The following is a 12,742-nucleotide window of genomic DNA, read 5'->3' as shown; positions in this document are numbered from 1 at the left end:
AATTTTCAACTGATGTTGACATGCAATTCGAATCCAAGTATGCGCCCCGTTGATGACTGAACCGCCGAACGTTTCGAAATGGGTGAGCAGCATGAGAAGAGCAGCGGTTATGTACAGCGGCCAAACAAGACTTCGAAGTTTACGATAATCTAAGAAATAAAGAGCGGCCATCGCCGCGAGGCCAAGCGCCGAGAATACGATTTTGTTCATCAAAAAGCGGACCGAATCGTAAACGCCGCCCGGCTCAAAGGCGCCTTGGACGGTATACATCGCAAATAACCCGATTCCGATCAGAACGGCCGAGAGCGCCACAAGACTCCAGTCCGTCTTCGGCTTGTGCACCCGGTTCAGCCGCTTCCCGATCAGGCGGGCATCGCCCATCTGCCGGATCGCCTCCCGCACCGCCTCGTCCTTGCTAACCCGCCGATCGGTTCCGTCTTCCACCGCTTCGCCAAGCGAATCCAGCTTGTCGGCGACGAGGTCCTCGAGATGGCTCGCCAGCTCCCGCCGAATCTCGTCATGCTTCTCCCGAGCCCGCACCAAGCCGCAAATCTCATCGAGATAGCGACGAACGTCCTCGCGATTCCGAATATCGTTCATCAGACTCCCTCCCCCCCGAGCACGCGGTTGACCGCACCGCTGAAGAGGCTCCACTCGCGCTTCTTCTCTTCCAACTGCGATCGTCCCCGGTCGGTAATTCGGTAATATTTGCGCGGCCGCTGACCTTGCTCGTCCCAATACGCCTCGACCATGGAATCGGCCTCGAGTGCGTGAAGAATCGGGTACAGCGTCCCTTCTTTGAGGCTGAAGATCCCCCCCGAACGAAGCTCCAGCTCCTTGGCGAGCTCGTAGCCGTACATCTCCTTGCGGTCAAGCAGCGTGAGAATGAGGATAACGGTGCTGCCCTTGAGCAGTTCCTTGCTGATTTTCATGATGAGCCTCCTTCGCCTAGAATACCTTGATTTACGATACATCGTAATTCTAGGTATTAGTATAGGCTAACGATCGTCCTCTGGCAAGTCCAACCAACCCGACTGAGTTGCGTGATCGCGCAAAATAAATGCGTGAACGGCCGCGGATAACGCCCGCCGTTACCGATTCGCCTCTTCGATGCGTGTGGTAGGGTTAGGGTGCATTCTAATCCATTGAATTCGAAAAAGGAGATATCGTATGCGCATTTTCACCCACGCCAGCCTTCATTCGCCGCGCCGCAAGCTGCTCGCCGCCGTCTTGTCGGCCGCTATGATCTTCCCGTCCGCGGCTTATGCCGCCGAATCCGGGCCATCCTCACCATCTGCACAATCCGTACCATCCGCACAATCCGAGACGTCTTCGCTATCCTCGACATTGTCGCCATCAGCGCCGCCTGCGCCGTCCGCGCTGCCGCCCGGCCCTTCCGATCCCCGCGAAGTCGAGTCGTTCCTCGACGGCTTCTTCGACCGGCCGGACATCCGGCCATCCCTCGCGGGGGCGGTCGTCGCCGTTGTTCAAGACGATCGCGCGCTGCTGACCAAGGGCTACGGCTATGCCGACGCGATTAGCCGCGCGCCGGTCGATCCCGACGCCACGTTGTTCCGCCTGGCCTCGATCTCCAAGACCTTCACCGCGGCAGCGGTCATGCAGCTGGCCGAGCAAGGCAAGGTCGATCTGGATGCCGACGTCGGCGGTTACTTGAACGGGTTGAGCATTCCGAACGACACCGGAGCGCCGTTGACGTTGAAGCACCTGATGACGCATACGAGCGGGTTCGACCGCACGGAAGCGGCGGCGGACGAAGGGGAGCCGGAGGAAGTGTACCCGTTGGCCGACTTCGTCAAGGACAACGCGCCATCCGTCGTCCGACGGCCGGGCGAAGCGTTCCGCTACGACAATTACGCCTACAATCTGCTCGGCTATATCGTGCAGAACGTCGCCGGACAACCGTTCGAGAAGGTCGAGGCCGACCGGATCTTCGCGCCGCTCGGCATGAAGAACAGCAGCTTCGTCCTCACGCCCGACATTCGGAAGAGGCTCGCGACCCCGCACGACGGCGCGGGAGAACCGCTGCCGCAATACGCCACGTTCCCGAACGATTCGCCTGACGGAGGGCTGATCTCGACCGGGTCGGACATGGCCCGGTTCATGATCGCGATGCTGAACGGAGGCAAGCTGGGGGCTGTCTCCTTCCTGAGCGAGCGGTCGGTACGAGAGATGGAGCGGCTAAGCGTGTCGATCCACCCGGACATTCCCGGCGTCGGGTACGGCTTCGAATCGACGTACCCGAACCTTGCCAACGGGCAATACGTCGTCGACAAAGGGGGAGCGGCGACCGGATTCCAATCCCACCTCTGGCTGCTGCCCGAGCGCCGGACGGGACTGTTCGTCGCGCTGAACGGCGTCCGCAACGCCCGCACGATCCAGAGTGAGCTGTTCAAGTCGTTTATGGACCATTATTATCCGACAACGAAGCCATCCGGCGAATCGGAACCGTCGGTCAGTCAGACGAAGGAGCAGCTGGCTCGGCTGGAAGGCATTTATCGCGACCTGCGGTTGCCGATGTGGCATTACGACGTCTCCGCGACGGATGGGGGGCTGATCGTTACCGATTCGTACGGGGAGCACCGGCTGAAGCAAGTCAAGGAGCTGCTGTTCGAGGACGAGGATGGAAGACGAGCCGCCTTCAAGGAAAACGGACGAGGGAACATCGCATACTTCGCCTATAACAAGGCGGACAGCTGGTCGGAGAAGCTGCCGGAGCCGAAGCTCTACGACGACGTCCCCGCCGATCATCCCTATGCCAAGTACATCTATTACGTTCGGCAGCAAGGCTTGCTCGACAAGGAAGACGCCCGGGCATACCGTCCGGAGAGGCCGATCACCCGAGCGCAGTTCGTCGGACAGCTCATGGGGCTCGCGGATACGCCGCTATCGGAGGAGCCGGTGCTATTCCGCGATGCCGCGAACAGCCCCTACGCCGCCGAGATTCAGACGGCTCTGGAGTTCGGGCTCGTGAGCGGAACGGCCCGCGGGGCGTTCGAGCCGGACCGGCCGATCACCCGCCAGGAGGCGGCCGTCGTCCTGTCGCGGGCGCTGCTGCTCCTGTTCGGCTCCATCGGGGCCGAACCGCTGCCGGCCAAGCTGAAGGGCGACACCGACGCCTGGGCGCTGGAAGGGGTGCAGACGGCCGTGGCGAGAGGCTACTACGGTCCGGAAGCGGTCAAGGACGCGTCCGGCGCGATCGATTACCGTTCGAAGCAGCCTCTGCTGCGCCAGGAAGCGGCGGCGATGTTTTACCGGTTCCCCTGAACGGACGCGACGGAGCGCGCGAGCGGCCAGCCCGGCGCCGGCTCGCGCGTTCGGCGCTCTCCCCGCTGCCGAACGATGCTATACTGGAGTCGGTGATGCCTAATGACGATCGGAACGAACTTATCCTTTTCGAAGCTCAAAACCCGCCTGCTGCTAGCCGCGACTCTAGTCGGCTACGTTCTTCTGGCCGCTTATATCCATTACGTATCCCTGCGCGCTCCTTATATCGGCCTTGAGCTAAGGCCCGCGGCCGGGAGCGGGTGGACGGTCTCGGCCGTCGAGGAAGAGGGGCTGGCGAGCGGCTGGGAGATCGGTCCGGGCGACCGCATCGCGCGGATGGACGGAAGTCCGAAGCCCAGGCTGATCCCGGCCGAATCGGGCGTCATCCTGAGCAGGGCGGGCCGGATCGAAGTCGAGAAGCCGGACGGCCGCAAGCTGGAATTCCGAAGCCGGACGGGGACGGACGGCATCGCCCAGGCCGCGTTCTCGATCGCCATGGAGCTGACGATGCTCGGAATCGGCTTGTATGCCGTCCGGACCCAGCCGGAGTCCCGCGTCATCCGGTCGTTCTACGCGCTCAACTGGCTGATGGCGCTGTGCATTCTCGCTTCCTTCTCGGCCGAGAGAAGCGTGTCCGATCTCGTCAGCTCCTACGCCTCCGTCTGGCTGCCTTATCTACTTCTGTCCTTCTATCTGCAGCTCGCGTTCCGCACCGTTCACAGCCGGTTCAAGAAGCTGCGGCTCGCCTATCAAGCCTGCTCGGTCCTATTCTCCGCCTATATCGCTTCCTTGATCGCGATGAGCCTCGACGTGCCTAAGTGGCTGGAGGATTGGATGAATTGCGCCGTAATCGGCACTCTGGCGCTGCTTGCGGTTCTCACTTTGGCGTTCTGGAGATCGTTCGACCGGACGGAGCAGAACCAGCTGCTCGTCCTCTTCTCCGCGCTGTTCCTCAGCTTGCTGCCCTACACGTTCCTATATGCCATTCCCCAGCTTGCGCGGGGAGAATCGATCGTCCCGATCGAATATACGCTTGCGGGTCTCGTCCCCTTCTCGTGCGCGATCACGTACCTGCTCGTCGCGCGAAGCATGCTGGACATGCGGCTTTATATCCCAAGGCTGCTTGTCCATAGCTTCTATCTGGGCGCGGCGTTCGCGCTATTCTCGCTGGCGGCCAAGGGGATGTCGACGCTCTCGGCGTGCCTGCTGTTTGCCGTATTCGCCCTGCTCACCTGGGGTTATCAGAAAAGCCTAAGGCGTTTCCGCCGCCGCGAAGAACGTCGCGCGGAATGGCTGGAGCGGCAGAAGCGGCTGCTATCCGTCCGTCTGGGAGGGAAGAACGGCGCGGACGGCGGAACCGATTCGCGCCGCGAGCTTCCCGACATGGCGCCGTTCGGCCGGAATCTGCTGGAAGCGCAGCAGTCCGAGCGGATGCGCGTCGCCTACTACCTGCACGATCATCTGCTGCAGAACATGATTTTCCTGTCTCGGGACCTGGAAGAACTGCATGACACGGGGGCGGCGGACCGGGAGCAGGTCGCCGTCTGGCTGAAGTGCGTCTACGATTCGCAGCGCGACATTCGCGCGTTGTGCGACGATTTGTACCCGCCTATTATCGACCAGGGGGACCTGAAGGAGGCGCTGCAATGGCTCCTTCGCACGATGAAGGAGAAGGGGGAGATCCGGATGGAGCTCGCGTACGAGCTGGCTCCGGGCGAACCGGCGAACGAGTCGGTCAAGATCAATCTGTTCCGGGCCGTCCGCGAATACGTCCACAACGTCTTCAAGCATTCGGGCGCGTCCGGGATGAGCATTCGTCTGTGGGGAGACCGGCAGGCGATCCATTGCACGATCGTTGACGACGGAGACGGGTTCGACGTTGAGGCCGCCCTGCGGCCGTCCCCGGAAGGAGAGAGGCGCTTCGGTCTCCTGTCGGCTTTTAGCCAGATTCGCCACTTGGGAGGAGATACGGACATTCGATCGTCCCCCGGAGAGGGAACGACGGTCGCGATCCGTCTGCCGCTAGGAGAGGAGGTTCGAGCCCATGCCTGAGATGATCAGAGTCGCGCTGCTCGACGATCACCCGCTCGTGCTGGAGGGGTTGAAGAATCGTCTGGACAAAGAGCCGGATATCGAGGTGCCGTGGACCTTCGTCGATCCCCGCGAGCTGCTGCGGGCCGTCGAGTCCGGTTCCTGCCGCCCCGACGTCCTCGTGATGGACGTCTCGATGCCGCATATGAACGGCTTCGAATTGGGGAAGAGACTGAAGGAGCGATTCGGGCACTCTCTCAAAATCATCCTTCTGTCCGGATACGCCTACGACGAATTTTATAGCAAGGCGTATGAGATCGGGGTTCATGCGTATCTATCGAAGCAGAGTACTTACGCGCAGATCATGAACGCCGTCCGTCAGAGCATGCTCGGGCATGCGCTCGTGGCGGAGAAGGTGCTCGCCCGGTCGAGAGACCTCCTGACTTCCGCGGAGCGGGAAGTTCTGAAGCGGATCGCCGAGGAGAAGACGAACAAGGAGATCGCGCAGGAGCTGGCGATGAGCCAGCGCACCGTCGAGCACCATATGGCGGCGATCAACCGGAAGCTGGGGGTTCGAACGCGGATCGGAGCGGTCGCCAGAGGCTACGAGACGGGGCTGCTCGGCTCTCTGAATCCGAATGAGGAATGAGGAGCCGATCGGCGCGGACACGAATATCGATAACTTCCGAGGGGACGGAGGATTTCGGCGCCTTCCCGGCGAAGGATTTAGACGTAGTTGTAGAATGCGCGGGCCATGAAGCGATCCGGCGATATGCCGAGGCCGTGCGGAATAGAGGCGCCGGCCTGATCGCGGCCGGCGTCGGCGCTAGTCGCGGGCGCGGTGCTTGCTCGGACGATGGACGGAGGCGGCACGGAGGCGGGGGGCCGCCATACGGAGGTGAAGCCTGCGGCCCGAACAGCCGGGGTCTTGCCGAGGACGGATTCGACGATACTAGGAGAACGGGGGATGCGCCGACCGGCCGAGCGCGGGCAGAGAGCCGTCTTCCGCCGATCCGAAGACAAGCTCCGCCGCCGCGAGAAGCGTCGCCATTACGTGAACCGACATTGACAATTGCCGTTAATCGCCGGAATTTCATCGTCAAAGGAGCGTCTATTCGACATGGCCTACAACAGCATTATCGTACGGGTGGAATTGAACCATTCCCGGATTCACTTCGGGGACGTGGCGGCCGCGATCGGTCAAGCCGGAGGCGACATTACGTCCATCGACGTCATCCGTCCCGGGCAGGACGTCTCCGTCCGAGACATTACGGTCCACGTGACGGAGGACGGGGAGCCGAAGGTCGTCGAAGCGCTGAAGCTCCTCGAAGGCCTTCATCTCATCAACGTGTCGGACCGGACCTTCCTCGCCCACCTGGGCGGCAAAATTTCCGTCCAGCCGAACCTCGCGATCCGCAACCGGGACGACTTGTCCCGCGTGTATACGCCGGGCGTGGCGCGGGTGTGCACGGCGATCCACGAAGCCCCGGACAAGGCCTATTCGCTGACGATCAAGCGCAACACGGTCGCGGTCGTCACCGACGGCACGGCCGTGCTCGGGCTCGGGGACATCGGGCCGTTCGCGGCGGCGCCGGTCATGGAAGGGAAGGCGATGCTGTTCAAGCAGCTCGCGGGGGTGGACGCTTTTCCCATCTGCCTCGACACGAAGGACACGGAGGAGATTATCCGGACGATCAAGACGATCTCTCCCGTCTTCGGCGGCATCAACCTCGAGGACATCGCCTCCCCGCGCTGCTTCGACATCGAGAAGAGGCTGGAGAGCGAGCTGGATATCCCGGTGTTCCACGACGACCAGCACGGGACGGCGATCGTCGTCATCGCGGGCATCCTGAATGCGCTGAAGGTCGTGGGCAAGCGGATGGACCAGGTGAAGGTCGTCGTGAACGGAATCGGGGCGGCGGGCGTGTCGATCTGCAAGATGCTGCTGGCCGCCGGCGTGAGCAAGCTGGTGCCCGTCGACCGGGACGGGGCGATCGTGCGGGGCGGCCGCTATCCGCAGCACGCGATGTGGCAATGGCTCTCCGAGCAGCCGCAGGTCGGAGCGGAGGCCGGCGTCCTGAAGGACGTCATCCGCGGCGCGGACGTGTTCATCGGCGTCTCCAGGGGCAACGTGCTCTCCGCGGAGGACGTCGAGACGATGGCGGAGAACCGCATCGTGTTCGCGATGGCGAATCCGAACCCGGAGATCGACCCGGCGGCGGCGATGCCGATCGTGAAGGTGTTCGCGACCGGGCGCAGCGATTACCCGAACCAGATCAACAACGTGCTCGTGTTCCCGGGGGTGTTCCGGGGAGCGCTCGATTGCCGGGCGCGCCGCATCAACGAGCCGATGAAGCTGGCGGCGGCGAGGGCGATCGCATCCGTCGTCACGGAGAACGAGCTGAACGCGCATTATATTATCCCGAGCATCTTCAACGAGCAGGTCGTCGCCAAGGTCCGGCATGCCGTCGTCGAGACGGCGATCCTGACCGGGGTCGCCCGCCGGACGCCTCCGGACTTCCGGTAACGCCGGCCTATCGGAGCCGCCGTCGCATAAGTTCTTCTGGTACGCTAATTCGCTAATCTACAGGCGGTTCATGAGTCCGCGGCCCCGGCTGCGGGCTTTTTCCGCATGCCCTCCGAAGGGCATAAACGTCCCGGTCTTCTCATAGCCATAATGGAAGAACCGCGAACCGTCACAAAAAATACATATTGTCGAAATGTCGAAATGTGGCTACAATGAGTTTGTAAATACTAGGAAACCGAAGGGGTTCTTGGTATGCTAGGCCAAATTTGACGCAAAGGTGGAGTTCGATCCGAATGCCGACAAGTGCGGAGATTCGCGCAAGAGCAAGAGCAAGTTTGCAAGGAAAATGGACGGGAGCCGTATTGACGATGCTGCTATACTACGTCCTCGTATGGGTTCTCGCTGCCATCAACCTGATTCCGTTCCTGGGATGGATCGTGGAGCTGCTGCTGATCGGTCCGCTCGCGATGGGGTTGTACGCTTACTTCCTGGAATTAGTCAGAACCAACAGGACCGACTCCGGGCATTTGTTCTCCGGGTTCGCCCAGTTTATCGATGCGTTCCTGCTTCACGTATTGATGGCGATCTTCGTGTTCCTCTGGTCGCTGCTTCTCATCATTCCGGGCATTATCGCCTCGCTGCGTTATTCTCAGGCTTACTTCATCCTGCGGGACAATCCTTCGATCGGGCCGCTGGAAGCGATTCGCCGAAGCAAGGAGTTGACCGCGGGGCACAAGGGCCGCCTGTTCGTCCTAATTCTCACTTTCATCGGCTGGATCATTCTCGGAGCGATCCCGTTCGGTATCGGGCTGTTGTGGGTGTATCCGTACATTCTCACCTCGATGGCTCATTTCTACGAGGATCTGAGAAGCCGCACCCAAGCGGCGACGCCGCCTCCTCCGCCTCCGGGATATCCGGGCTATGCAGGCTAAGGGATCGAAGGACATCATATGACCGACTTCGAGAGGGTACCTCCGACCGGCAGGGGCCCGGCTTCCGAGACACCGAGTGCTGAAGCCGCGAATCCAGAAACCCAAGGGGCAAACGGACCCCAAGCGGGATATGGGCAGCAGGCAGCATTCGCTCCGCAGGCAGCGCATGGACCGCAGGCGGCGCATGGACCGCAGGTCTCGCACGGACCGCAGGCAACATACGGGCCTCAAACGCCATACGCTCCGCAGGCGCCTTACGGCCCTCGGCCGCCTTACGCGTACGCGCCGGTTCCGGTCCCGCCGTCGACGAACAACAAAGCGATCGCGGCTCTGGTGCTGGGCATTCTGGCCATCGTCGTTCCGTTCGCGGGGATGATCATCGGGGTCGTGGCGATCGTCTTCGCCGGGCTGGCGCTGAAGGAATTGAAGTACTTCGGCGGACAGGGACGGGGCTTGGCGTTCGCGGGACTGATCTGCGGCATTATCGGAACCGTGCTGTATTCGCTGGTGCTGGCCGTCATCTACATCATCGCCATTATTTACGCCGACCCGACGTTAACCGACTCGGGAAGCCAGATTCAATTCAGCGTCTGAACATCCGTTCCGCAAAAAATCAGCGCCGTCGCGGCTGCCTCTCAGGCGGCATTGCGTACGGCGCTGCTGCGCTTTCTTATTCGGCTGCGCTTGCGTCTGCGGCTTGCGCGTCCATCGTCCCCGGAGCGCCTCCGGATTCAGGGCTCCGGACCGTTCGGCCTTGAGCCGGGCCTGCTTCGTTCTCGACTTGCTCATGTTCGAATTCCTCCCGGATTGTGAAAATGGGTTGCCGACTCATTATACTACGCCCGAAGAGGGTAATAAACGAATTTAACCGCTGTCATAAAATATTTTTATGATACCTATTGACAACGAAGAAGCGCCCTCGTTATAGTTAGCATTATCTTACATGGAAGGAGGTCCGTGGACCATGACCGCAATGATTCGCCGTCCGTCGCTTACGCCGCAACCGAATAATTCGCGTCTGGCCCATTGGCCTCTACGGACGGAAGCAAGCGTGGAGCCAGGATAATCCTATGCGGATTCGTCCTGTCTATTTCATGATCTTTCCAACGACCGTGAGCGATGGCTTGCGGTTTTTTTGCGTTTTTAATTCATGTGAATGTAAGGGAGCAAAGCGAATTTATGTTAATGAAAAACGAGCGGCCATCCGCTTATTACCGGCCGGTGAGCCTTCCCGCGGGGGACGTTCACGTCTATACCGGAGACGAACTGTACGAAGCCATGGGCTCGAAGGTGTTCGAGATGGCGAACAACAATCTGCAAATTCCGAATATCCGCTACATGAGCTACACGCCGGACGTCCATGTCGGGGTCGGCACCTGCATCGGGACGACGGCGGTCTGGGACGCGGACGAGGCTTACGTGTCGCCTTCCATCGTCGGGAGCGACATCGGCTGCGGCATGAGGGTTCACCTGACCAACCTGCGCGCGGACGATCTGAAGGAGGTCAAGCTGCGCCGCAAGCTGGTGAAGGCGATCGCGTCCTATCTGCCGGTGGAGGAGCACAAGCGCGGCCATTTCTCCGATCTGCGGCTCGAGCACGTTCTGCGCAAGGGGCTGCACGGCTTGCCGGGCAAATACGTGCCCGACGCCTACACGCCCCGGCAGGCGACTTCGCTCAGCCACGTCGAGTGCGGGCGGTACCCGTTCGACGAGGAGGCGCTGAACCGAATTCCGGAGCCGCTGTGGCATCGGGCCCACCGGCAGCTCGGGACGCTGGGGAACGGCAACCACTTCGCCGAGCTTCAGGCGGTCGAGATCCATGAGGAGAACAGGGACGTGGCCGAGAAGTGGGGGCTGTTCGACGGGCAGGTCGTCGTCATGATCCACTCGGGTTCGCGGGCGTGGGGCGGAGCGGTGAACCAGTTCTGCGGCTCGGAAGTAGCCAAGACGATGCGCAGGCTCGGCCTCGGCACGGCCGACCCGAAGCTGGCGTTCGCTCCTCTGGATAGCGAAGCGGGACGGACGTACGCCAACCTGATGTACTCGGCGCTCAACTACGCGACCGCGAACCGCCACCTGATCGCGTACGCGATTCGCGAAGCGCTGCGCGACGAGCTCGGCCCGCAGGTGAAGATGAGCACGCTGTACGACCTCATGCACAATTACGCATGGGAAGAAGAGCACGACGGCCGCAAGCTGTTCGTCCATCGCAAAGGCGCGACGCGCGCCCTGCCTCCCGGGCATCCGGCCAACCCGGCTCCCTACCTGGAGACGGGCCACCCGGCGCTCATCCCCGGCTCGATGGGGACGGCGTCGTACCTGATGGTCGGCCGGCCCGAAGGGGCGCGCAACTGCTACTCGATCTGCCACGGCGCCGGGCGGATCCGCTCGCGCAACGCGACGAAGCAGCTTGTGACCGTCCGGGAGTTCGAAGCCGCGATGCGGGTCGGGACGGAAGACGAGATCGTCGTCAACCACCGCGCGCTGGAAGCGATTCTGGACGAATCTCCTCAAGCTTACAAGAACGTAGATCAAATCATCGACAGCGTCGTCGGAGCGGAGCTGGCCTCGGTCGTGGCCAAGTGCCGGCCGCTGGCGACGGTCAAAGGAGTTTAAGAAGCCTATATGACGATAAAAACATGGAATCTGACGGCGGCGGCTTCGCTGCCGTTCGTGAGGGAGAGCGAAGCCGGACGGCCGCTCGAGACGGACAGCTACTTCGATTACGCCTCGGCGGTGAACCGGATCGTCCGGCTGCTCGGCGAGAAGTACGATTGCGGGTTCAAGCTGTATTACGAGTCGGACTCCGACGACGCCTGGGACGGCCTGCGGGAAGACATTCGCTCGGACTTCGCCGGGGTGGAGCATCTGGCCGGCGTGTTCGATCTGGTCGAGACGCGGGAGTTCTCGTTCGAATCGGATCCGGAAGGGAAGAAGTTCGGCATCCGTCCGGCTGTGCGCAACAACGTGTTCGTCTATCCGGCTTACCGGGTCGCCTTCGCCCGCATTCCGAAGCTGAATATGCACGGGCTCGGCTTCGAAGACGTCATCTTCGCGCCGGACGACGAGAGCCTGGCGCGCTTCCTCGCCGACATGCAGGCCCGCCAGATCGGGGAGCGCAAGATCACCGTGTTCACGGACACGAGAGACGGGCTGGAGCGTTCGGTCGAGCCGATCGGGCACGGCGTGACGCGGGACGACGTCTTCATGGACGAAGCGCTCAAGACGCAGATCTACCGGTATATCGACGAGTTTTTCTCGAAGGACAAAGCTTTTTTCCAGACGTACAACGTGCCCTACAAAAGAGGGATTCTCCTCTACGGCAAACCCGGCAATGGAAAGACGACGCTGGTCAAGTCGATCTCGGGGAGCGTCGAGGCGCCGGTGGCGTATTGGCAGATCACCGAATACACGACGAGCGAGTCCATCCAGCAGGTATTCGCCGCCGCGACGAAGCTGTCTCCGATGGTGCTCGTCATCGAGGACATCGATTCGATGCCGGCCTCCTGCCGCTCCTACTTCCTTAACACGCTGGACGGAGCGACGTCGAAGGAGGGCGTCTTCCTGATCGGAACGACGAACTATCCGGAGAAGATCGATCCCGCCCTCATGAACCGGGCGGGCAGGTTCGACCGGGCGCACGAGGTGAAGCTGCCGGACGAACCGCTGCGTCTCGCGTTCCTGAAGCGCCGGGGACTCGCGCAGCTGGCTGGCGACGAGCTGACCGCCGAAGCGGCGCGGCGCACGGAGGGGTTCTCGTTCGCGCAGCTCGGCGAGCTGTACGTCTCCGCCGCCCTGCAGAAGCATTACGAAGACGCGGTCGACCTGGACCGCCTCGTCTCCGACATGAAGGGCGACCTCTCCAAGGGGCGCAAGGGCGAGTGGATGAGCGAGGGGGCGGGCGGCGGCTCCTCCGGCATGGGGTTCCTGGCGTAGTACAGCCGTGTGCGGGAGCGAGTGCGGCTCT

General features: G+C 61.9%; 11 protein-coding genes. 8 read left to right on the top strand and 3 right to left on the bottom strand.

The window, feature by feature from the left end; all coding sequences use genetic code 11:
• Both H7B90_RS24295 and H7B90_RS24290 read right to left on the bottom strand, forming a co-directional pair.
• A partial coding sequence (locus H7B90_RS24295) for an FtsW/RodA/SpoVE family cell cycle protein (RefSeq protein WP_185138483.1) occupies positions 1–600 on the bottom strand: 600 nt, incomplete at its 3' end.
• The gene (locus H7B90_RS24290; protein WP_185138482.1) at positions 600–932 is read right to left on the bottom strand and encodes a PadR family transcriptional regulator; all 333 of its coding nucleotides are present in this window, start codon (positions 930–932) and stop codon (positions 600–602) included. The genes H7B90_RS24295 and H7B90_RS24290, both read right to left, overlap by 1 nt.
• A 238-nt stretch (positions 933–1,170) precedes the next feature.
• On the opposite strand from H7B90_RS24290, the gene H7B90_RS24285 reads away from it, so the two are divergent.
• The 6 genes from H7B90_RS24285 (at position 1,171) to H7B90_RS24260 (ending at position 9,369) form a co-directional block, all read left to right on the top strand.
• Positions 1,171–3,285 (top strand): serine hydrolase domain-containing protein, encoded by a 2,115-nt coding sequence (locus tag H7B90_RS24285; RefSeq protein ID WP_185138481.1) that lies wholly within the window; start codon positions 1,171–1,173, stop codon positions 3,283–3,285.
• 102 nt (positions 3,286–3,387) lie between these two features.
• Complete coding sequence (locus H7B90_RS24280) at positions 3,388–5,337, top strand: sensor histidine kinase (RefSeq protein WP_185138480.1); 1,950 nt, start codon at positions 3,388–3,390, stop codon at positions 5,335–5,337.
• Positions 5,330–5,965, top strand: a complete 636-nt coding sequence (locus tag H7B90_RS24275) for a response regulator transcription factor (protein ID WP_185138479.1) — start codon at positions 5,330–5,332, stop codon at positions 5,963–5,965. Before H7B90_RS24280 ends, H7B90_RS24275 begins: the two co-directional genes overlap by 8 nt.
• A gap of 471 nt (positions 5,966–6,436) precedes the next feature.
• The gene (locus H7B90_RS24270) at positions 6,437–7,843 is read left to right on the top strand and encodes an NAD-dependent malic enzyme (protein ID WP_185138478.1); all 1,407 of its coding nucleotides are present in this window, start codon (positions 6,437–6,439) and stop codon (positions 7,841–7,843) included.
• Positions 7,844–8,136: 293 nt separating this feature from the next.
• A complete protein-coding gene (locus H7B90_RS24265; RefSeq protein ID WP_185138477.1) occupies positions 8,137–8,775 on the top strand; it encodes a DUF975 family protein in 639 nt (212 codons plus the stop codon).
• 18 nt (positions 8,776–8,793) lie between these two features.
• Positions 8,794–9,369, top strand: coding sequence for a DUF4190 domain-containing protein (locus tag H7B90_RS24260; protein ID WP_185138476.1), 576 nt, complete (start codon positions 8,794–8,796; stop codon positions 9,367–9,369).
• Here the strand turns inward: H7B90_RS24260 and brfA are convergent.
• Positions 9,331–9,564: a ribosome rescue factor BrfA gene (brfA, locus tag H7B90_RS33845; protein ID WP_512699119.1), complete on the bottom strand. Its 234-nt coding sequence runs from the start codon at positions 9,562–9,564 to the stop codon at positions 9,331–9,333. The two genes, H7B90_RS24260 and brfA, sit on opposite strands and share 39 nt — an antisense overlap.
• A gap of 390 nt (positions 9,565–9,954) precedes the next feature.
• On the opposite strand from brfA, the gene H7B90_RS24255 reads away from it, so the two are divergent.
• Positions 9,955–11,391, top strand: coding sequence for an RtcB family protein (locus H7B90_RS24255; protein ID WP_185138475.1), 1,437 nt, complete (start codon positions 9,955–9,957; stop codon positions 11,389–11,391).
• A 9-nt stretch (positions 11,392–11,400) separates the two neighbouring features.
• A complete protein-coding gene (locus H7B90_RS24250) occupies positions 11,401–12,711 on the top strand; it encodes an AAA family ATPase (protein ID WP_185138474.1) in 1,311 nt (436 codons plus the stop codon).
• Positions 12,712–12,742: the final 31 nt, after the last annotated feature.

The organism is Cohnella xylanilytica (assembly GCF_014212175.1).
GTDB lineage: Bacteria > Bacillota > Bacilli > Paenibacillales > Paenibacillaceae > Cohnella > Cohnella xylanilytica.
This window is presented reverse-complemented; position numbering and strand designations above follow the sequence as displayed.